The following is a 22,553-nucleotide window of genomic DNA, read 5'->3' on the forward strand; positions in this document are numbered from 1 at the left end:
GGCTATCTGGCTGAAAAAAATGGTTATTGCATAACAATAGGTTTTACGTTACTAATAGGGGGTATGCGTCCCGAAAGCTACCCCTCTCAGGACAGGGCGGTATAATGGTCAAACAGTAAACGTACACACAGCCCGTAACGGTATTCTTGAGCAGGGGCTGCAGGGCAGCCACCTGCCTTGTGATGCAGTCGATGGTAAACAGGGCAGGCAGCCGCTCAGCAGCTGCTCTGCAAAGAGCGTATTGCTTTTGGATAAGGCTTTTTTTTGCCTGCGAAACGTATCGGCAGGGCAGAGCAGAGGCAGTTAAGGTCAGTCGCAGCCAGATTATGCGCCTGGCCCATATCACTACCCTTCCGAGCTATCATAAGTATTTTAAAAGCCTCCAGCAGCTAGGCTATATCGTGTATCGGCCCTCCTATCATCCGGGCGAACGCAGTGAACTGGATATAAAAAAACAACCTTGTAGATAAGGTTGTTTTTTTGTTTTTGCTATAGTGGTACTATGCTGTCCGTATATTATACTTCTCTTTTATTAGCTGTATCTCTTTCTCGAGTTTGCCCAGTATAGCAATATCGGCTTTAGACATCTTATTCGCCTTTTTATTATTGCGCCCTGTCCGTAGATAAAATTCAAAATCTTTAATGAAGGCAAGGTCAAGATCAGCGAATTCCATATCAACACGGTTGAACTTTATTTTGATGAACTCCCTTAAGTGGTTTATCGTAATTGTAAATCGGTCCAGGGTGCCTTCTGCATACCCTGTGCCTATCAGGGCAGCCATTTCCCGGTTATGAGATTCGAACTCTTCGAGGACCTTAACACGGGGTGTAAGCCTACCAAGTATATAATCCATTCTCCGAAGTTACAGGCTTTCCGCTATACAGCAGTTCGGTCTTGCACTCATTCACTTTCATCATCAACGAGTCCAGGAAAAAGTTTAGGGCCTTAGCATTTTCTTTATTTCCTATAGCCCGCTAGGTTTTTTTTGGTCCCAGCGGCTTGCTTCCCATTTGCTTTTTGTTGATGTCTCTTTAGGAATTCCGTTAACGGTTATCCTAAGATACACTGTTCTTGTTTTGCTGTCCTTGTGGGGGCTTTTCAGGAAAAAGCCATCCCAAAACTGTTCTCTGACATAATTCTACTTTTTAGATTAATAAATGTAAAAATACAGCGTCTTAAAATCAAGTCGTTAGCCTGTTTTAACTATTGATATACAGGTGTTTATATGTAATCTGTGGCAAAATTTTTCAGCACTGAATTTTGCCACGATTTTGCCACAAAACTTTTGTGCCGTTTTATAAATTCTGACGAAGTGCAAGGAAATAAAAAAAACCTGCAAATCATTGATTTTGCAGGTTTTACACGTTTTTTTCGGGTTTTTGAAAAATTTGGAAAAGCTTCATTTTCCTTATTTTAACCCATTTCGTGGGGAGAGCAGGATTCGAACCTGCGAAGGTTTCCCAACGGATTTACAGTCCGTCCTCGTTGGCCGCTTGAGTATCTCCCCATGCGTTCAGATCACATTTAAGTTCTCTGCCATTGCGGTGCAAATATAGTACTGTTTTTGTAGTAAACAAACATATTTGCTGGTATTTTAATAACTATTTTTTAAAGCACTGGAAGTTAATTATATAAAATGTGATTTTTATAATGAATTTATAAAATTAGCTGCTGCATTCAATGTTTCTTCGGGTTTTTCCTTGTGTGGAGTGTGTCCGCAATCGTCAATTAATACTTTTTTTGATCTGGAAACACCATATAAAATTCCTTCCACCTGCTTAAAGCTGCCAAATTCATCATTAAGTCCCTGTATTGTCAGGAGAGGACAGGTGATTTGAGGCAGATAATCTTCAATGTTCCAGTTTCTGAAGTCAGGTCTGGTCCAGGTTTCTGTCCATGCCCTGAAAAGAATATCAGTATTATCTCCGTGGTATTTTTCCAGTCTTTCTTTTAGGTTCGTGGTTTTGTAGGCCTCCATGGCTTCGTTGATGCCATTTAGTGTAATTTCTTCTACAAATATATGTGCAGCTTCGGCAATTACGGCTTTTATCTTTTCAGGATATTTAGCGGCTGTAAGGAGCGCAATAGAGGCTCCGTCACTATGTCCAAACAGAATGGGATTTACAATAAAAAGACCGTCTAGCATATTTATTAGTGTATCTGCTTCTGCTTCCATGTAATTAATAGGACGGGGCTCATCGGGCATGGCATCAGACTTGCCATAACCCAATCTGTCATATATCAGTATATTGCATTGGGTAAGCTGCCCAAGCTTTTCCGGAAAATCGCGCCATAGCGCAACGCATCCCAGCGAATCGTGAAGAAAGACAATTGTTGTGTCGTGGTAATTATCGTAATGATATATGTATATTTCCTTTTCGTCAGGAGAGTAGGTATATTCTCTGGTCATAAAACAAAGCTAAGGATATGTGATGCTATAAATAAAAAAATCTCCCGAAGGAGATTTTTTGTATGATTTGAAACCTTATTTAAGAAGTTCGGCAACTTTGGCTTTTAGTTCAGCACCTCTAAGGTCTTTAGCAACGATTTTTCCATTAGCATCAAGAATAAAAGTAGCAGGAATAGACTCTACACCATACTGTTTTGCGATAGGCTCATCCCAAAATTTAAGGTTAGAAACATGATTCCATGTAAGCTTGTCGTCAGCTATGGCTTTTTTCCAGCTTGTAGCTTCTTTATCTAAAGATACACCTATTATGTTAAGTCCTTTAGAGTGGTATTCATTGTATAAAGCAACTACGTTAGGGTTTTCCATACGACATGGTTTACACCACGATGCCCAAAAATCAATAATTGTAACTTTACCCATAGCTTCTTTTAATGAAAGCGATTTTCCGGCAGGAGTGTTAGCGCTGAATGCAGGGGCCGTGCTACCTACTTCAGCATTACTCTTTCCCGGCGCAGCGGCTTGCTCTGTAGGCATTACAGGGGCAGCTGGAGTGTCAGAAAAGGCTTTTATAAGCTCTTTACCTTTTTCTGTCTTTTTAAGATCAGGATGAAGTCCGTTTACTATTGCTTTTGCTTCCTCTCGGGCTGTAGGAATTGGTTCCTGAGCTTTAGCGCTGGCCTTTTGTCCAATTAAGAAGATGTTGATATATGCTTTAGGATTTTCTTTTATAAAGTCATTATCGATCTTCTCTCTTTTTTCTTTTATTTTTTTGTACTCATCATTAAGCTTATCCATTGCCGCCTGATCCTGTTTTTGGTAAGCAGCCATGTATACATCTCTGTTTTTTTCTCTGAAATTTTTATCTTCTTTATCTATTTTCTTGGTGCTTTCAAGATATTTAGAGAACATATCATTGTTATAAGTACCCGATCTTTTTGATTTTACGGCACTGTCTTTATCCATTTCCAGTTCTATTGAACCTTCTTCAAGGATAAATTGTAATTTTTTTGCAGGACTTGGGTCATCCTTTATTCCAATAAAATATACTTCAGGTTCTTTGGCAGTTCCTTTAAATTCAAATTTGCCATTCTCTACTTTAGCAGTATCAACTGCTTTAAATCCTATTGTAGGGTCTGGTTTTTCAAGGAAAAGCATTTTACCGTTCATTGAAGGGTCTACAGTACCTGTAATTTCAAATTCGTTCTCTGCCAGGTTTTTGCAAGACATCACGAAAGCTGAAGCTGCAAGCACTAAAAGAATTTTTTTCATATTTGTATCCGGGTTTTATAAAGTGTAAAAGTATTTAAAAAAAGGGTGCATCAATGAGCACCCTAATAATTTATTTTAATGTTAGCTTTTTGAGCAGGCTGTCGGTTCGCCAATGGTAGTGCATACTGATGTATTCTTAATACCGCCAAAACCTTTTTCTACATTTATCATGTTATGGTAGCCTCTGGCTTTTAGTATGGATGCCATGATTACCGATCGGTAACCTCCGGCGCAATGAAGATAAAAATCCTCGTCTTTTGGTACTTCTGTAAGCTGTTCATTTACAAAGTCAAGAGGGATGTTTATAGCATCTGTAACATGTCCACCGGCAAATTCTCCCGGTTTTCTTGAATCCACTACAATCTTTGGTGTGGCTGCAAGGCCTTCTGCAAAAGCTTCAGGAGATATTGAAACAACACTATCTGTTTCAAACCCGGCCGCTTTCCATGCATCCATACCACCTTTAAGGTAGCCAAGTGTTGCGTCAAAACCTACACGGGCAAGCCTTGTAATGGTTTCGGTTTCTTTGCCTTCAGGGGTTACAAGTAGCAGTGGCTGGTTTACATCTCTTATAAGTGCGCCTACCCAAGGGGCAAAACCGCCATGAAGCCCAATAAATATAGAACCGGGAATATGCTCTTTTACAAAATCATTCTCGTGTCTTACGTCAAGTATGATGGCTTCTGTTTCGTTAGCTTTTGTTTTGAATTCTTCAGGAGAAAGAGCAGTTTGCCCTTTTGAAAGAACCGCATCTAAACTTTCATATCCCTGAATGTTAAGCATAACATTTTGTGGGAAATATGCAGGAGGTGCTCCAAGACCGTCAAGAAGTTCTTTGATGAATTCTTCTTTTGTCATGTCGGCTCTCAAAGCATAATTTACTTTCTTTTGGTTACCCAGTGTATCAGTGGTTTCTTTACTCATGTTCTTTCCGCAGGCACTTCCGGCACCGTGGCTAGGATATACCGTGATATTGTCCGGTAAAGGCATGATTTTGTTACGTAAAGAATCATATAAATGCGAAGCAAGAACATTCTGGGTTAATTCTTCTGTAAGCGCCTGAGCAAGATCAGGTCGTCCCACGTCGCCAATGAATAATGTATCTCCGGTAATAATTCCGTGTATGCTTCCGTCTTCTTCAATAAGAAGGTAGCAGGTGCTCTCCAGTGTGTGTCCAGGAGTGTGAATGGCTTTAATAGTATAACTGCCAACTTTAAACTCCTGTCCGTCGGTTGCTATAAGAGCATCAAACTTAGGGGCGGCTGTTGGTCCATACACAATTTGTGCTCCCGTTTTCTTAGCAAGGTCTAGATGCCCTGAAACGAAATCGGCATGGAAATGGGTTTCAAAAATGTATTTAATAGAAGCGTTATCTTTTGTAGCCTTGTCTATATAAGGCTGAACTTCTCTTAGCGGATCAAAGATAGCGGCTTCGCCATTGCTTTCTAAATAGTAAGCTGCCTGTGCAATACAGCCTGTATATATCTGTTCTATTTTCATAATTAAGTTGTTAAAGCTTACTGCAGTGAATTAAACAGCGAAAAGTTACCAGCCAATGATTTCTTTTGAAAGGATAAAAGCCGCCATAACCAATATAAACCAGCCAAATCCATGTCTTAGCTGTTTTTCGTTTACAAACTTTTGCAGATAAGTTCCTGCAAATATACCAAAAACAGATACGATGGTAAAGGATAATAAAAATTGCCAGTTAATATCTGTAGTTTGTACGTCACCAAGGAACCCAATAAGTGAATTTATGGCAATGATTAGCAAAGAAGTACCAACCGCTTTTTTCATCGGTAGCCCGCCAAAGAATACAAGCATTGGGATGATAAGGAAACCGCCTCCGGCACCTACGAGTCCCATTAAAAGGCCTATCAGTCCTACAACAGGAAGTAAAACGGCGTAATTTAATGTTTTTACTTTGTTTTCATCGTTGCTTACTTTTCTTGTAAGCATAGAAAGTGATGCTAAAAGCATTATTATGCCAAATACTGTCATGATAAAGCCTTCTTTTGTAACATAAAAGTTACCTATGCTATATATAACGTCGGGTAGGTCAGGTAGTATGAAGCTTCTGGTTGTGTATACTCCGATAAATGATGGAATTGCAATTATAAGTCCTGTTTTTACAGCGATGCTTTTTTTGACATAATGCTGAGCGCTGCCAAAGACAGCAGTAGTACCTACTATAAACAGTGAATAGGCTGTTGCGATAAGGGGATTAATACCAAAAATATATACCAAAAACGGAACAGTGAGGATAGAGCCGCCTCCGCCCATAATGCCCAATATTAAACCGATTATGAAAGCACCTGTAAATTCTGTAACTGACTCCATTTTAATTTTTTAGCCTGCAACAGATGTTTAAATTACCTGTCCGGATGGCAGAGTTTTTGTATTTGTTTGGTTTTTAGTGGTTTGAAGCTTTATTTTCAAATTAATATTTATGATATGTTCAGTTTGGTAGGCTTTTTGATAGCTTAATTCTAAACAAATGCAATTTTACGATTTAATTTTTGTAAAATTATTAATTCAAACGTTTAAGTTATCACAAACTTCATATATATTTGTGATGCTTTTTGAAAAGCTTAGTTATAATATAATAGTTGTAAGTTAAAATTTATGGCAACAGCAATAAAGCCCCGAGTGGGCATGTATGAAAACGTAAAGAATCAGTTCGAGAAGGCGGCTGCCGTTATGGGACTGGATGAAAGCGTTAAAAAGATCTTATCTATTACTAATAATGAGATCGTAGTGCATTTTCCTGTGAAAATGGACAATGGTTCTGTAGAAGTGTTTACAGGATACAGGGTGCAGCATAACAATGCATTGGGCCCATACAAAGGAGGTCTAAGATATCACCCAACAGTTGATATTGATGCTGCAAGAGCTCTTGCTACCTGGATGACCTGGAAAACATCACTTGCCGGACTTCCATATGGAGGTGGTAAAGGTGGTATTCAAATCGATCCTAAAAAGTATTCTCAGGGCGAACTTGAAAGAATTACGCGTCGTTTTACATTTGCATTAGGTGATAACATTGGTCCTGAACACGATATTCCTGCACCGGATGTTAACACAAATGCTCAGATGATGGCTTGGATTGCAGATACATACATGTCTACAAAATCTCCGGCTGAGCGTTCTAAAAACCAACACGTTGTTACCGGTAAGCCGGTAGGTTCTGGTGGTCTTGAAGGACGTGACCGTGCTACAGGTTTTGGTGTTGTTGTAACGCTTGAATCTTGGGCTAAAATAAAAGGCACTTCACTTGAAGGAAAGAAATATATTGTTCAGGGCTTTGGTAACGTAGGTTACTGGGCTGCTCATTTTATGAACAAAAATGGTGCAATACTTGTTGGTGTTCAGGATGCCACAGGCACTATTTACAATCCGGAAGGGATTGATCCGGAGGCATTGTTAAGATACCAGTCTGATAATGCAACTATAACAGGATACAAAGGAACTCAGAACTATAAGTCTGACGAGTTCTTTGGTATCGAATGTGATATTATTATCCCTGCCGCTCTTGGTAATCAGATTACCGATGAAAATGCAGCTTCAATCAAAGCTAAAGTTATTGCTGAAGGCGCTAATGGACCAACAGATACAGATGCTGAGGCTATACTTCTTGCTAATGGTGTAGATATTATCCCGGATATTCTTTGTAATTCAGGTGGTGTTATCGGTAGCTACTTCGAGTGGCTTCAAAACCGTAATGGTGAGATATGGACAATGGATGATGTTATCATTAAATTGAGAAAGAAACTTGAAGAGGCTTTCGGTAAAGTAATCACTTCTTCTGTTCAGTATAAAACTGACTGGAGAACAGCTGCTTATATCGTTGCGCTTACAAGAATCGAAATGGCATACAAACAAAGAGGTATTTTCCCTTAATAGGGTAGAACCAATTATTATAAAAAGGCACCTTAGGGTGCCTTTTGTCGTTTATTATCATTATATTTGATTGAAATGTAGCTTAATACCTATGAAACAAATATGTTTTTGCCTAGCAATACTGTCTTCCCTGACAGGATATAGTCAGGAAAAAGATAATAAAATATCTACTGTGTTTACACTTGCTGTTAAAGAAGCGCAGGGATGGGATATCTATAGGCCAACTACGCCGGATTTTACTTTTTATAACAGAAATTTTAGTAGTTTGTTCAGGCAAAGTAATCTAACATCGGATATTCTGGACAGGCGTATGAATATGCTGTATGTTGATAACGACAGGCTGTATTCTAATACTTATGTGCCTATTACATTGCAACAGCACCATAGCAATCTTGCAGTAGATAATTTTTACCGTAACGAAAAAATGTATGCACTACCTGATAAGGTGCCGGGTTCGAAATAAAACTCCATTAGTATGAAAAGCATATTTATAACTTCAGCATTTATTATTTGTTCAGTAGCCTATGGGCAGTCTGTTCAGCCGCTGAATTATAGGGCTCAGTTTGCGACACCCGATAGTCAGTTGCCGTTAAAAGTTGATTTTTCTTATTATGCTAAAAACTACGATAAGGTTTTTGGGGAATTCAATTTTACAAATAATGCTAATAATGTTTCACCAAGGAATGTTTATGTAGGTTATGGAGGTAATTTCTATTATCAGCGTAATTCCACTTATATAATGGAAATGCCAACTAATATACATACGTATAACTTTTCCGGGAATCAGGATGTTATCGGAGGATTGAAAAACCTCATGTCGTTGTTTACCTCAGAAAAAGATTATTCAGTTAAGAAATAAAAAAGCGGGCTTTAAGCCCGCTTTGTGTTTTTATCCTCCCATGTATTCTTCTCCACCACCGTCTTGCTGCTGTCTTTGCTGCTGTTGCTTATCATTTTTGTTCATGTTGAAACGATAAGTGAACGATAATGTTACCTGGCGTTGTCTCCATTGCATTTCGCTATAAGAGCTTGATTCGCCATTTATAAACGTTTCAAATTTCATTTTTCTTGAGTTGAAGATATCCTGAATGCTAAGGCCTATTGTTCCTTTGTCTTTCAGTACGTCTTTGCTGAATGATGTATTTGCGCTTGCCACACCAACTCTGCGTCCCTGTGATGTGTTTTGCGGAGCTTCATAGTTACCATTAAGCTGCCAGTCTATTTTGTATGGAAGCGAAATCTTAGAGTTTATTCTCGTTGTCCATGATGCACCTGAGCTGTTCAGGTCAAGGTAAGCATTTACCGTTTGCTGTGTTTTCTGATCAAAATAGCTATAGCTGTAATCGCCATCAGTCTGGTTTCTGTAGAAATTAAAGTTACTGTTTATTCTCCACCATTTGAAAGGATTGTAGTTTACGTTGAATTCAAACCCGAAACGGAACTCTTTTCCTATGTTGGTAGGAGAAGTGATTATTACCGGAGTGTCTTCTACATAAAGGCCATTTAATCTTCTGATAAACTGGAATGGAGCATCCGTAAGGTTAACATAAGCAGAAGAGCTTAGTGTAAGTTGCGACCATTTTTTTAGGAAGCCCAGGTCAATCGCGTTAGTGTATGATGGATTTAGATCCGGATTACCTTTAAAGATGTTAATGTTACTTTCTAATCCTGAAAAAGGATTAAGGAAACGTCCTCTCGGACGATTAATTCTTCGGCTATAGTTAATACTTGCATTAGTGTTTTGGTTAAACTCATAAGTCAGGAAAGCACTAGGGAAGAAGTTGTTGTAATTCTTATTGTTATACTCACCCGTACTAAGAAGGTTTACATCAATGTTTGAGTCTTCCCAACGAAGTCCTAATAAATAAGAGAATTTACCTGCTTTAGATCCAAACTGGGTATAAAGCGCGTTTACCTTTTCTTTGTACTCAAGGTAGTTAGAGTAGTTAGGGTCGTTTGCCCAGTTTCCGTCAACCAGGTTTTCAGCTCTTGCATCATTATCAAGAGTAGAGAAACTACCTCTATATCCTGCTTCAAACTTACTGTTTTGTCCTATTGGTAAAACATAGTCAGCTTGTAGCAGCGATCTGTTTTCTTCCTGATTATTAAGGGTTCTTTGGTATGTTGTTGTATCGCTTCCTAAGGTTGTATTGCTTATTCCTGAAAGATTGTCGTCCTTACTCATCGATATCGAACCATCAATTTTTAGTTCATGTCCCTTATCATTGAATTTATGGATAAGGTTAGTAGAGTAATTAACGTTTGTTTCGTTTGTATCTTCGTTGTTATTACGGTAACGTGTGCTTGTAAATACATGATCGGCATCATAGTTTTGATAGTAGGTATCAGTATCGTTGCCTCCTGTATTTCTTCTGATGTTAACCGAGTTTGTCCAGGTTGTTTTTTTAGTCAGGAAATATTCAAGTCCAAAGCTGGCATTATATCCTTCGCGCTCACGAACATTTTCCCTTTTCTCATCCGTATAGCTTTTAGCGCTATTGTCTTCGTTCAGGTATTTTGTATTGTTCATTGAATTACCCGGATTTTTCCTGTAATTGTAACCAATATTTGAAAAAATATTAAAGTTCTCGCTTCTGAAGTTCAGGTTGGTTGATACACCATGATTGGCAGGGTCACCCGTTGTAGCTACTACAGAGCCATTAAAGCCATCAGCTTTACCTTTTTTAAGAACGATATTAATGATACCGCCTCCACCTTCAGCATCATAACGCGCCGATGGGTTAGTGATAACCTCAACTTTATCAACAGAATCGGCAGGCAATAGTCTTAATACTTCTGCTACATTGCTTCCAGCCATCGTAGATGGTCTTCCGTCTATTAATATGGTCACGCTCTGGTTTCCTCTCAGGGCCACATTTCCTTCGGCGTCAACTGATACAGAAGGTACGTTGTCTAAAACGTCGCTTACTGTACCTCCCTTAACCATCATATCGTTACCTACAGTATAAACCCTTTTATCAAGTTTAATTTCTACTGTAGAGCGTTCTGCAGTTATGGCTATCTCGCTTAGCTGAGTAGCATCAGAAGCCATTGCGGTAGTACCAAGATTTGTATCTTCAGTTATGATTTTGTTTGAAATGACAACAGTTTTAAAAGAGATGAAGTCGTATTTGATATTATAAGTTCCTGCCGGAACTTCAAGGCTAAATTCACCTTTGGCATCTGTCAGTCCTCCGTTTACGGTTACGTTCGATGTTGTCTGGATAATTATGTTGGCAAATTCAAGAGGTTGTTTAGTATCCTGTTCAATAAGTTTCCCTGTTACTTTTACTTTTGGGCCTCCCTGACCTCCGGGTTTTCCACCCTGGCCTTCGGGTCTTTGGGCAAATGCCGTGACTGCAAAAAATAAGAATAACAGTAACAGCGATGATTGAAGTTTTTTCATAGCAAAAATTAGAAATGCCGCCCTAAAGCAGCTTAATAGTGATGTTTTTTTGGTTAAAGTATTTCTTTTATCCTCTCTGCAGGGCGCGCTATAACAGCTTTATTCCCATTTACAACTATCGGACGCTCAATTAGGTTCGGATGTTCCACCATTATATCAATAACCTTGCCATCACTAAGATCTTTGTCTTTATAATTTTTAATCCAAATGTCTTCCTTTTGCCTTACAAGATCTATTGGCTTTATATTCAACTTGTTGATTATCTCAGTAAGTTCCTCTTTGGTCAGAGGCTCATTAAGGTATTTTACAGTGGTAAAAGGTTTTCCTTCAAGCTCTAACAGCTGAAGGCCTTCGCGAGACTTGCTGCATCGCGGATTATGGTATATGGTTATCATTTTATTCTTTTTGCAAAGGTCGTTATTATAAACCAAATTTTGAAGTACCTTAGTGCAAACAAAACCTTAATTTATTATGTTTATTGAACAGGCCTACACTAAAAAGTTTGATATTATAAAATACCTTCCTATTCCTATTGTGTTTCTGTTTCTTATGTTATTAAACTATGTTGCCATAGTAGTAATGGATATTGATGTAGATACGCTCATGCAGCAACAAATTGCGCTTAAAGGAGCTAACGAAGTGTTGTTCGAGAGCCTGTTGCCTTTAGCGATATTCCTTGTAATACTTTTGTTATGGGTGAAATTCGTCAATAAACAAAGTATACGAAGTCTTACAACGGCAAGGGCAAAAGTAGATTGGAAACGTATTTTTACGGCTTTTGGCATCTGGGGAGTTTTTAGTGTTGCAACTACGACAATGGCTTATTTTTCTACTCCTGAGAGTTATGAGATTAATTTCAGGCCGGTACCGTTTGCTATTCTGGCTTGTATTTCCATAATAATGATACCGATGCAAACCAGTTTTGAGGAATACCTGTTCAGGGGATACCTTATGCAGGGCATAGGCATTGCAACACGCAGTAAGCTAACGGCATTAATAGTCACTTCGCTTATGTTTGGACTTATGCATATTGCCAATCCGGAAATTGAGAAGATGGGGTATATATTGTTACTGTATTATATAGGCACGGGATTGCTTTTAGGAATAATAACTTTAATGGACGAAGGTATGGAGCTTGCTCTTGGTTTTCATGCAGCTAATAATCTGATAGCGGCCCTATTAGTAACTTCAGACTGGACGGCATTACAAACCGATTCGATTTTGAAAGATAAATCTGAACCAAGTGCCGGTTTCGACATTTTGTTGCCACTTATCATCATTTATCCAATTCTTTTGCTTATTTTTAGTAGAATATACAAATGGACGAACTGGAAAGAAAAACTGACCGGGGAAGTACATTTGCAGCCCCTAAACGAAATAACAATCAACCAAATAGGAGAGGGCCATGAATAATATCGACTACCACTTTGTACACCCTGCATTTAAACTGAATGGATTTCATCTTAATGAAGATGATCTTAACCGTATTGCTTACAGCTTTATTAAAGAGGGCGATCTTCCTTTTGAAAAAGCTGTGGGCGATTTCCTGCTGGACTGGTTTGATCAGAAGGATTATATCGAGATGCAGACTTCAGGAACAACCGGTGTGCCAAAACTTATAAGGGTTGATAAACAGGCAATGATACACTCTGCGATGGCTACAGGCGAATTTTTTGACCTGCCTGCAGGGATCAGGGTATTGCATTGCCTTCCTACACAGTTTGTAGCCGGTAAAATGATGTTGGTACGCGCCTTAATCCTTGGATGGGATATGGATTTAGTAGCACCAACATCTACACCTATACCCTCTGACCAAAACTATGATTTTGCGGCTATGGTTCCGCTTCAGGCGCAGCATTCGCTGGAAAGACTGCATCAGGTTAAAAAAGTGATTTTAGGAGGTGCAAAGGTAAGCCAGGCGTTGTCTGAACAATTGCAGGCATTGCCTACCAAAATATATGAAACCTACGGCATGACCGAAACCATAACGCATATCGCTGCCAAACGTGTAGGTGAGGAGGCTTTTACTGTTTTGCCAAACGTAAGGATAAGCGAAGATGACAGGCATTGTCTTGTAATCGATCCTTATGTGATATGTGATGAACCTGTAGTGACTAACGACGTAGTAAAGGTACTTGATGAAACTCATTTCATCTGGTTAGGGCGTTATGATAATGTAATAAACAGCGGAGGAGTAAAGCTCTTCCCCGAACAGATAGAGGAGAAATTGTCTTCTAAGATCAGTCAGCGTTTCTTTGTAAAGGGTGTTCCCGATGAAGAATTGGGCGAAAAACTCGTACTTGTTATAGAGGGTGAACCTATTACAATTGATGAAGAGGTGTTCAAAAAACTAAACAAGTTCGAAAAACCTAAAGAAATACTGTTCGTGCCTAAATTCGCAGAAACAGTATCAGGTAAAATTATAAGGGATAAAACACTCGAAGAGGCATAAGTATTTTATGTAATCTACGCATACGCTTTGTCATTGCGAGCGTAATGCAATGGAGCGTGGCAATCTCAATTAGATTGCTTCGTCGTGCCTCCTCACAATGACGGGATATAAATCAAAAAAGACAGCTTTTAAGCTGTCTTTTTTATAACATTTCTCCCTGATCATTACTGTTTTTCTTGACTTCTTCAATTTTAACATTCAACATATAAAAGATGCCAAACGAAATGAAAAAGATTAGAAATTCTGTTAGACTATTATAATTGCTGTTGTAGAAAATACCAGTTGTAATAACTGCGATGATAGTAAGGATAAACTTTAAGGAAATTAGTTGTTTCAAATTCATTTTATATTTTCTCAAGTTTTACATAGTACTTATTCTTCTCTAGCTCTATGGCATTTATATCTGTGGCTTCAACCTTTACAGTTTGCCATTCATTGGTCGCATTTAGTCGGGCAGGTATACCGTTAATCGTAATTCCTACAGGCATAGCAAAGTGTTGCACATCCGTTACCCAACGAAACTGCAATGACTTCTTATCGAGTTTTATTTCCAGTTTGGGAATATTTTTATAGCGCAGGTACTGGTCAAAAACAGGAGTGAGGTTCATGCCGGTTTGCTTGTTAAAGTAATTTACCACCGTTTCAGTATCGATAATACCTTTTTTATGCGTTTCAGAATAATTATAAATGATCTCCCACCATTTTTTGTCATCGTTTACAACATGACGTAAGGTGTTTAGCATAGCGGCACCTTTATAATACATATCGCCTGAACCTTCTTTGTTTACGCCAAAAACACCTATTACAGGTTTTTTGTTCTCAGAATTCTTTTGCTGCCCGCCTATGTATTGCATGGCTTTGTCATATCCATACAGGCATTCTACATATACGGTTTCACTATAGGTGGTAAAACCTTCATGAATCCACATATCGGCAATATCTTTAGAAGTGATGCTGTTGCCAAACCATTCATGCCCTGTTTCGTGGATGATTATGTAATCAAACAGCATACCTACACCAGTGCCGGTCATGTCGTAGCCCATGTAACCTCTGGTATATTTGTTGCCGTAAGCCACTGCACTCTGGTGTTCCATCCCCAGGTAAGGTGTTTCCACCAGTTTATAACCATCTTCTTCAAACGGATATTTGCCAAACTTCGATTGGAAGCATTCCAGCATTGGTTTTACCTGTTCAAACTGTTTACGGGCTTTCTGTTCGTTATCTCTCAATACATAATAGTCAAGATCCAGGGTATTGAGTTTATCATGAATATGCACGTAATCGGCGACGTTAACTGTAATATCGTAATTGTTAATAGGGTTTTTTACTTCCCAGTCCCAACGCGTGTATCCGTTCTTTAGATCCTGGCTTCCCATAAAGCGTCCGTTAGAAACGTTCATCAGTCCGTTTGGTACTGCTACTTTTATGGTAGCTCCTTTGTCCGGTTCGTCCGTTTGGTGATCTTTTACCGGATACCAAAGGCTTGAACCTGTCCCCTGAACTGCAACACCTATCCACGGTTTGCCCGCGGCATCTTTTTTAAATACAAAGCCGCCATCCCATGGGGCATTTTTTGCTACAGTTGGATTTCCTGAATAATAAAAACGAAGTTTTTCTTCATAGCCTTTCTTTAATGGTTTCCCAAAACTTATGAATACTGCATCATTATCCCTTTTGTAAGTTGTTTTGTTTCCTTTTACCACAATACTGTCAATCTTCATGTTTTCGAAAAGATCCAATTGAATTTTGGATGTATTCTCAACAACCTTAAAGGTGATATCGTTGTATCCGGAGATGAATTTTTTATCGGGGTCAATCGTAATATTCAGGTCATAACGCTGCACATCAAAATTAGTACGCTCCGGGCGAAGTCCGCCCTGCAGGCTGTCACGCCTGGTGTAGGTTTGTGCAGTGGCAGTATAGATGCCTGATAGTAGTATTGCAGTAATAAAGGCTTTTTTCATAGTAATAGTGGTTGGTTGAACTATTAGTGTCGGAATGTAAGAAATGTTACAGCTCTAAACAGACTTTTTAGCTGTCAGTATCACATATTCTCTTTCAATCTGTTCTCCGCTGTTGCTCATAACCATTTCGGTATCAGTATTAGCATAAATAACATTTAGACCGGCAGATTCCATAATGTCAGTAACGGTTTCAATAGTGTAAAGGGTAAAGCCATATTTAGCAAACGGAATCTTTCGCATGGTGCTTTCGGGGATAAATCCAATTGTAACTAATCCATTTGGTTTAAGCACTCTTGCTATCTCGTTGGCGTATTGCTGAGGGTTTTTCCAGAAATAGATAGTATTGCAGGTAAATATTTTATCAAACTGGCTTTCGCTAAAAGGAATATGATCGCCATCAGTCAGGCTGAAGGATACATTTTCAAAATCTGCATTAAGCTTAGAAGCTTCGGTAATCATGGTTTCAGAGATGTCTATCCCATAGTAGTCTAAATTCGAAGCAACATTAAGTATGTCTTTCACATGAATACCATTCCCGGGGCCAATTTCTAAAATTGTATCATTGTTATTAAGAGAAAGGCTGTCAATCGCCTTATGGATAATGTTACTGTTGGTAAAGTTCATCATTTCGGCTACTTTCAGTCCGTTGTTGCCATCGGGGCAACGTAGCTGGCGGGCGAGTTCCTGTAATTCAGTTTCAGATAATTTCATAGCACTAAAATACAAATTATAACCTCATGTAAATAAAGAGCCGGACAATTGTCCGGCTCTTTGTATTAACTCTTTTTAGATGTCTTTTCCTTGGTAACTGTTTTTGCCTTTTTGTTATCTGATTTGAATAAGAAAAACAATACCTGGTCAAAACGTTTCTGCCATGCCTTTTCGACATGGGCTTCACCTTCAAATTTTTTGGTCGTCCAGTTGTCAGTAGTATAACCTTTGTTTTTCATCATGTTGTCTACACCTCGCTGATGCACACCATAGTACTGGTCAAGCGTTTTTGTACCATAGTCAAAATAAATTCGATGGTTTTCAGGTGAGGGCAGGTGCTCGTATAAGTATTTTTTGAATGCTTCAGACATTTGTGAACGCGGAGCATCGGGTAACAGTGTCCAATGGGTGGAAAGGCAGGCTGCCTGGCCAAAAATTTCAGGGTATTCGCAAATGGCATATAATGAGATAAGAGCACCCATAGAACTTCCGCAAATTGCTGTGCTTTCGGCTTCAGTTTTTGTTCTGTATTGCTTGTCTATGTAAGGTTTTAACTCCTGAGTAATGAATTTCAGGTATTCGTCGCCTAAAAAATCAACACCATTAGGGTTTACGTCTTTTGTTGCCTTAGGAAATACAGCCTGGTCATTCTGAACAAAATTAAGAGAAGCCTTTTCGGGGAAATACTCCATATAGCGGTTGTCTGTATTCCAGATGGCTACAATAATTACGGGTTGAATCTGATGGATGGCAGTAAGTCTTTCGGCAATAGCATCGGCTTCCCATGCGGTCCTATGAATAGATGTCTCGGGATTAAATACATTTTGTCCGTCCTGCATGTAAAGCACAGGATAACTTGTTTTGGTATTGGTGTCATAGCCATTAGGAAGCCAGATCTCTATGTTTCTGGACTGCACAAATTTTGACTTAAAGCCGTCAATCTTAACTATTTTTCCTTTGGGTTGGGACCAACAGCTAATGACCGCAAGCATAAGCAGCAGTTTAGTTAGTAAAGCTTTCATTTAGTAGTTTAGTTTAAGACCCTAAATATAAAATAAATCCCGGTCATAAAGATTAATTTATAACCGGGATTATGTATTTATAACAGACTAATGCCTGAAAACTAAAATTATAACAGATTAAACCTGTATCACACCAAGGTTAAATGGTTTTTCGATAGGCGCGTGGTTAGCAGCTTCAATACCCATTGAGATCCATTTTCGGGTATCAAGCGGGTCGATTATGGCGTCAGTCCAAAGTCTTGATGCAGCATAGTATGGTGATACCTGAGCATCATATTTTGCTTTGATTTTGTCAAAAAGTTCAGATTCTTTTTCAGGAGTTATTTCTTCACCTCTTGCTTTAAGTGATGAAGCCTCTATCTGAAGTAATACTTTTGCTGCCTGAGTTCCACCCATTACGGCAAGTTCAGCACTTGGCCATGCAAAAATAAGTCTTGGGTCATAAGCTTTACCGCACATGGCGTAGTTTCCGGCACCGTAAGAGTTACCTACAACTACGGTAAACTTAGGTACTACCGAATTACTTACTGCATTTACCATTTTGGCACCATCTTTAATGATACCGCCATGCTCTGATTTAGAGCCTACCATAAATCCGGTAACATCCTGAAGGAATACTAGCGGAATTTTCTTCTGGTTACAATTGGCAATAAAACGGGTAGCCTTATCAGCACTGTCGGAATAGATAACGCCGCCAAATTGCATTTCGCCTTTTTTCGATTTAACTACCTTACGCTGGTTGGCAACAATACCTACGGCCCAGCCATCTATGCGAGCATAACCGGTAATGATGGTTTGACCGTATCCGGCCTTATATTCTTCGAACTCACTGTTGTCAACAAGGCGTTTAATAATTTCCATCATATCGTACTGCTCCGAACGTAGTTTAGGTAGTACTCCATAGATTTCTTTTTCTTCTAATGCAGGTTTTTCCGCTTTTATACGGTTATAGCCAGCTTTGTCATAATCACCAATTTTGTCAACAATGTTCTTGATAGTATCAAGAGCGTCTTTATCATCTTTGGCTTTATAGTCGGTAACACCTGATATTTCGCAATGTGTAGTAGCTCCTCCAAGGGTTTCATTGTCTATGCTTTCGCCAATGGCGGCCTTAACAAGGTAGCTTCCTGCAAGGAAAATGCTTCCTGTCTTGTCAACAATAAGGGCTTCATCACTCATTATCGGAAGGTAGGCACCGCCCGCAACACAGCTTCCCATAACGGCAGCTATCTGTGTAATTCCCATACTGCTCATTATAGCATTGTTACGGAAAATTCGGCCGAAATGTTCTTTGTCAGGAAAGATCTCATCCTGCATTGGCAAGTATACCCCGGCACTGTCTACAAGGTAGATGATTGGCAGGCGGTTCTCCATGGCAATTTCCTGGGCACGAAGGTTTTTCTTTCCTGTAATAGGAAACCACGCCCCCGCTTTAACGGTAGCGTCATTGGCTACTACGATACATTGTTTTCCACGGATGTAGCCAATCTTTATTACGACACCGCCGGATGGACATCCGCCATGTTCTTCATACATGCCGTCGCCTACAAATGCACCTATCTCTATGCTTTTACTATCTTTGTCTAAAAGGTATTCAATTCGCTCGCGGGCAGTCATTTTGCCTTCACTGTGTAGTTTTGCGATTCGTTTCTCACCGCCTCCAAGTTTTACTTTGGCAAGCTTCTGTTTGAATTCTGATAAAAGAAGTTTATTGTGGTCTTCGTTCTTATTGAAGTTAATATCCATAGTAATATGTATATTTGTGCGTTGTTTGTTATTTTTGAGGTGCTAAAATACGAAAACGTTTGATATTACAAGGAATTATTGAGAATCTGTTTAATTCTATATGTTAATAGATTCTTAAGATTAATAATCTCATGTTCATAATGGCTTAACGATTTCTTAACATTGGAAAAGTACATTTGCACCAGAAAAAAAACACGATATGGCATCTTTAAACAGTATCTTTCAATTTCTTGTACCAAAAGATAAGAAATTTTTCCCGCTTTTTGAGCAGGCAACATCAAACCTAGTAATTCTTGCTGAGACGCTTCATGAAGCTGTTAACGCTCCAAAAGAGCAAAGAGAAACTTATTTCAGGAAAATTGAAGAACTTGAAGCAATTATTGAAGAAATCGCTCACCAGACTAACCTTGAACTTAGCCGTAACTTTATCACTCCTTTTGACAGGGAAGATATCCATGCGCTAATCAGTGCAATTGACAATGTGGCTGACTACCTTTATGGTGCTGCTAACAGAATGAGATTGTATCAGGTTGATAAGATTACCAAGTCTATCCGTAAAATGACCGAGATTACCCTTGAGGGTTCTCAGCTAATACATGCTGCTGTTGCTGATCTTAAGGATATGAAAAACCTTAAAGGTATTTCTGATGCTTGTAAAAGAATAAATAAGCTTGAGAATAAGTCGGATAACGTATTTGATAAAGCCGTTGCCGATATTTTTGAGAACGAAACTGATGCTAAAAACATCATTAAATATAAAGAAGTGCTTTCTGCCCTTGAGTCTGCTTCAGACAAATGTAAAGGAGTAGCGAATGTGTTGGAGTCTATCGTTGTTAAGCATTCATAAGCTAACCACTTAAAAGCATTTCTAAAAATGGTATTACTTATAGTAATTATAATACTGGCATTGGTCTTTGATTATATCAACGGATTTCACGATGCCGCAAACTCAATAGCTACCATCGTTGCTACTAAGGTGCTTACACCTTTTCAGGCCGTACTTTGGGCAGCTTTCTTTAACTTCCTGGCTTACTTTATTTCAAGGTATTGGGTAGGAGAGTTTAAAATTGGTAATACGATCGCTAAAACCGTTAGTGTTGATTTTATCACACTTGAGGTTATCCTTGCAGGACTTATAGCGGCTATTACCTGGAACCTTCTAACATGGAAACTTGGTATTCCATCGTCTTCTTCGCATACGCTTATCGGAGGATTTATGGGTGCTGCACTAGCGCACGCTTTTACTGTACCGGGAGCTGATATGAATACTGTAGTAAACTACGCTAAAGTTATTCCTATTATCCTTTTCATATTTGCTGCACCACTTATTGGTATGCTGGTAGCTTATCTTCTGACTATCATTATCCTCAATATATGCCGTAAAGCTGTACCATCTAAAGCAGAGAAATGGTTCAAGAGGTTACAATTGGTATCATCAGCATTATTCAGCCTTGGACATGGTGCAAACGATGCACAAAAGGTTATGGGTATCATTGGTGCTGCGGTAATTTATTATCATACTAAAATTGATATAGAAACGGCATATCTTACGGCTGAAGATCCTTTCAAATATTTTGTTTCTCACTATGAGTGGGTACCGCTAACGAGTTTCTTAATGATAGGTCTTGGTACTATGAGTGGTGGTTGGAAAATTGTTAAGACCATGGGGTCTAAAATTACTAAAGTAAATTCACTGGAAGGTGTTGCTGCCGAAACTGCCGGAGCTATTACACTATATACTGCCGAGCATTTAGGGATTCCTGTATCAACGACACACACTATTACAGGATCTATCATCGGGGTAGGTGTAACTAAAAGGGTGTCTGCAGTACGTTGGGGTGTAACCATCAGTCTTCTTTGGGCATGGATACTAACCATACCTGTATCGGCTGTACTTGCTGCAATTGTATATTATATCGTTTCGCTTTTTACATAATAGCAACGATTTACAGATAAAAAAAGGGCGGGCATAGAGTAATCTATGCCCGCCCTTTTTGTGTATAATTATGATATTCATATAATTACAAATCTGTTTTTGATGACTCTTTAATTTTTGGTTTTTAAAAATAGCAATCTGTCATTTTTGTGCTATCGATTGGTTGATTTATGCTATACTCTAACGTTTTAGTGAGTTAATTTTGAAATACAACAAATAAACGAAACACTATGAGTATAGCAAAACGTCCTGAATTTAAGGACAAATATGACAATTTTATCGGGGGTAAATTTGTGCCTCCTGTTAAAGGTGAGTATTTTGACAACGTATCACCAATTGATGGTAAAGTGTTCGCTAAAGCGGCACGTTCTACCAAAGAAGATGTCGAACTGGCTCTTGATGCTGCCCACGAAGCATTTGAAACCTGGGGTAAAACATCTCCAGCGTACAGAAGCAATGTTTTAAATAAGATTGCTGATGTTATGGAGGCTAATCTGGAATATCTTGCTACAGTTGAGGCTATTGATAACGGTAAGGCGATACGGGAAACGCTTGCAGCTGATTTACCGCTATGTATAGATCACTTCCGCTACTTTGCAGGTGTTATCCGTGCGGAAGAAGGTACGATCGCTGAACACGATGAAAACACAGTGAGTATAGTGCTTCATGAGCCTATAGGCGTGGTAGGGCAAATTATTCCGTGGAATTTTCCATTATTAATGGCTACCTGGAAAATTGCGCCGGCTATAGCTGCAGGTAACTGTACTGTTGTTAAAGCTGCCGAACAAACTCCGGTGTCTATTATTGTACTAATGGAATTGCTTAAAGATGTAGTACCTGCAGGAGTAATAAACATTGTAAATGGTTTTGGGGTAGAAGCAGGTAAACCGCTTGCGACTTCACCAAGAATTTCTAAAGTATCATTTACAGGCGAAACCACAACTGGCCGATTAATTATGCAGTATGCTGCCGAAAATATTATTCCCTCAACAATGGAGCTTGGTGGTAAGTCTCCAAACATTTTCTTTAAGTCGGTTGGCGATGCCGACGATGCCTTTTTTGATAAAGCAGTAGAAGGGGCGGTTATGTTTGCCCTGAATCAGGGTGAAGTGTGTACCTGCCCTTCTCGTATGCTTGTGCATGAAGATATTTACGATAAGTTCATTGCCCGTGTGATAGAGCGTACAAAAGCTATTAAAACAGGTAATCCGCTTGATAAGACTGTAGCTATGGGAGCACAGGCTTCTAATGACCAGTATGAAAAAATTAGATCATACCTGAAGATTGGTAAAGAAGAAGGTGCCGAAGTACTAACCGGAGGAGATGTAAACAATCTTGCAGGTGAGCTTGAAGGTGGTTTCTATATTCAGCCAACGATCTTTAAAGGTCATAACAAAATGAGGATTTTTCAGGAAGAAATATTTGGTCCTGTGGTATGTGTTACAACCTTTAAAACGACCGAAGAAGCTCTTGAAATCGCTAACGATACTCTTTACGGACTTGGTGCAGGGGTATGGACACGTGATGCACACGAATTATATCAGGTGCCAAGAGCGATTAAAGCAGGTAGGGTATGGGTAAATAATTATCATGCTTATCCGGCACATGCTCCATTTGGAGGTTATAAAAAATCGGGCTTTGGCCGTGAGAACCACAAAATGATGCTGGAGCATTACAGACAAACCAAAAACATGCTTATCTCTTATGATAAAAATAAGTTAGGCTTCTTTTAGAAT

19 protein-coding genes and 1 tRNA gene are annotated in these 22,553 nt (G+C 39.1%); 8 read left to right on the forward strand and 12 right to left on the reverse strand.

Annotated elements, in window-relative coordinates; genetic code table 11:
- Positions 1-500: 500 nt before the first annotated feature.
- From DEU42_RS17575 to DEU42_RS04850, 6 genes are all read right to left on the reverse strand, one after another.
- Complete coding sequence (locus tag DEU42_RS17575; RefSeq protein WP_233506618.1) at positions 501-782, reverse strand: phage integrase SAM-like domain-containing protein; 282 nt, start codon at positions 780-782, stop codon at positions 501-503.
- A gap of 645 nt (positions 783-1,427) precedes the next feature.
- Positions 1,428-1,508 (reverse strand) — tRNA-Tyr (locus DEU42_RS04830).
- Positions 1,509-1,646: 138 nt separating this feature from the next.
- Positions 1,647-2,411, reverse strand: coding sequence for an alpha/beta fold hydrolase (locus DEU42_RS04835; protein ID WP_114757158.1), 765 nt, complete (start codon positions 2,409-2,411; stop codon positions 1,647-1,649).
- 75 nt (positions 2,412-2,486) lie between these two features.
- Positions 2,487-3,680 (reverse strand): TlpA disulfide reductase family protein, encoded by a 1,194-nt coding sequence (locus DEU42_RS04840; RefSeq protein ID WP_233506619.1) that lies wholly within the window; start codon positions 3,678-3,680, stop codon positions 2,487-2,489.
- An 81-nt stretch (positions 3,681-3,761) separates the two neighbouring features.
- Positions 3,762-5,180, reverse strand: a complete 1,419-nt coding sequence (locus tag DEU42_RS04845) for an MBL fold metallo-hydrolase (RefSeq protein ID WP_114757159.1) — start codon at positions 5,178-5,180, stop codon at positions 3,762-3,764.
- A gap of 45 nt (positions 5,181-5,225) precedes the next feature.
- Positions 5,226-6,020, reverse strand: a complete 795-nt coding sequence (locus DEU42_RS04850; RefSeq protein ID WP_317047564.1) for a sulfite exporter TauE/SafE family protein — start codon at positions 6,018-6,020, stop codon at positions 5,226-5,228.
- A 285-nt stretch (positions 6,021-6,305) separates the two neighbouring features.
- Here DEU42_RS04850 and DEU42_RS04855 point away from each other — a divergent pair, with 285 nt between their 5' ends.
- The 3 genes from DEU42_RS04855 (at position 6,306) to DEU42_RS04865 (ending at position 8,439) form a co-directional block, all read left to right on the forward strand.
- Positions 6,306-7,580: a Glu/Leu/Phe/Val family dehydrogenase gene (locus tag DEU42_RS04855; protein WP_114757161.1), complete on the forward strand. Its 1,275-nt coding sequence runs from the start codon at positions 6,306-6,308 to the stop codon at positions 7,578-7,580.
- Positions 7,581-7,671: 91 nt separating this feature from the next.
- Positions 7,672-8,043, forward strand: coding sequence for a hypothetical protein (locus tag DEU42_RS04860; protein WP_114757162.1), 372 nt, complete (start codon positions 7,672-7,674; stop codon positions 8,041-8,043).
- A gap of 12 nt (positions 8,044-8,055) precedes the next feature.
- A complete protein-coding gene (locus DEU42_RS04865; protein ID WP_114757163.1) occupies positions 8,056-8,439 on the forward strand; it encodes a hypothetical protein in 384 nt (127 codons plus the stop codon).
- Positions 8,440-8,469: 30 nt separating this feature from the next.
- Here the strand turns inward: DEU42_RS04865 and DEU42_RS04870 are convergent, their stop codons facing one another.
- Positions 8,470-10,986, reverse strand: coding sequence for a TonB-dependent receptor domain-containing protein (locus DEU42_RS04870; protein ID WP_114757164.1), 2,517 nt, complete (start codon positions 10,984-10,986; stop codon positions 8,470-8,472).
- A gap of 53 nt (positions 10,987-11,039) precedes the next feature.
- Positions 11,040-11,381, reverse strand: a complete 342-nt coding sequence (gene arsC / locus DEU42_RS04875) for an arsenate reductase (glutaredoxin) (protein WP_114757165.1) — start codon at positions 11,379-11,381, stop codon at positions 11,040-11,042.
- A gap of 76 nt (positions 11,382-11,457) precedes the next feature.
- Here arsC and DEU42_RS04880 point away from each other — a divergent pair, with 76 nt between their 5' ends.
- The gene (locus tag DEU42_RS04880) at positions 11,458-12,399 is read left to right on the forward strand and encodes a CPBP family intramembrane glutamic endopeptidase (protein WP_114757166.1); all 942 of its coding nucleotides are present in this window, start codon (positions 11,458-11,460) and stop codon (positions 12,397-12,399) included.
- Positions 12,392-13,438 carry an AMP-binding protein gene (locus DEU42_RS04885; RefSeq protein WP_114757167.1) on the forward strand — a complete coding sequence of 349 codons (1,047 nt, stop codon included), beginning with the start codon at positions 12,392-12,394 and terminating at the stop codon, positions 13,436-13,438. The genes DEU42_RS04880 and DEU42_RS04885 overlap by 8 nt, the downstream gene beginning before the upstream one ends.
- A 344-nt stretch (positions 13,439-13,782) precedes the next feature.
- On the opposite strand, the gene DEU42_RS04895 is transcribed toward DEU42_RS04885, so the two are convergent.
- From DEU42_RS04895 to DEU42_RS04910, 4 genes are all read right to left on the reverse strand, one after another.
- Positions 13,783-15,402, reverse strand: coding sequence for a M1 family metallopeptidase (locus tag DEU42_RS04895; RefSeq protein ID WP_114757169.1), 1,620 nt, complete (start codon positions 15,400-15,402; stop codon positions 13,783-13,785).
- 54 nt (positions 15,403-15,456) lie between these two features.
- On the reverse strand, positions 15,457-16,113 hold the full coding sequence (locus tag DEU42_RS04900) for a class I SAM-dependent methyltransferase (RefSeq protein WP_114757170.1): 657 nt from the start codon (positions 16,111-16,113) through the stop codon (positions 15,457-15,459).
- 65 nt (positions 16,114-16,178) lie between these two features.
- Positions 16,179-17,135: an alpha/beta hydrolase gene (locus tag DEU42_RS04905; RefSeq protein WP_114757171.1), complete on the reverse strand. Its 957-nt coding sequence runs from the start codon at positions 17,133-17,135 to the stop codon at positions 16,179-16,181.
- Between the two features lie 117 nt (positions 17,136-17,252).
- Positions 17,253-18,881 (reverse strand): acyl-CoA carboxylase subunit beta, encoded by a 1,629-nt coding sequence (locus tag DEU42_RS04910; protein ID WP_114757172.1) that lies wholly within the window; start codon positions 18,879-18,881, stop codon positions 17,253-17,255.
- A gap of 199 nt (positions 18,882-19,080) precedes the next feature.
- Here DEU42_RS04910 and DEU42_RS04915 point away from each other — a divergent pair, with 199 nt between their 5' ends.
- The 3 genes from DEU42_RS04915 to DEU42_RS04925 all read left to right on the forward strand — a co-directional run bounded on the left by DEU42_RS04915 (position 19,081) and on the right by DEU42_RS04925 (position 22,550).
- Positions 19,081-19,728: a DUF47 domain-containing protein gene (locus tag DEU42_RS04915; protein WP_114757173.1), complete on the forward strand. Its 648-nt coding sequence runs from the start codon at positions 19,081-19,083 to the stop codon at positions 19,726-19,728.
- Positions 19,729-19,755: 27 nt separating this feature from the next.
- On the forward strand, positions 19,756-20,817 hold the full coding sequence (locus DEU42_RS04920) for an inorganic phosphate transporter (RefSeq protein WP_114757174.1): 1,062 nt from the start codon (positions 19,756-19,758) through the stop codon (positions 20,815-20,817).
- 230 nt (positions 20,818-21,047) lie between these two features.
- Positions 21,048-22,550, forward strand: a complete 1,503-nt coding sequence (locus DEU42_RS04925) for an aldehyde dehydrogenase family protein (protein ID WP_114757175.1) — start codon at positions 21,048-21,050, stop codon at positions 22,548-22,550.
- Positions 22,551-22,553: the final 3 nt, after the last annotated feature.

It is taken from the genome of Flavobacterium sp. AG291, from assembly GCF_003350375.1.
Taxonomy (GTDB): Bacteria; Bacteroidota; Bacteroidia; order Flavobacteriales; family Flavobacteriaceae; genus Flavobacterium; species Flavobacterium suzhouense.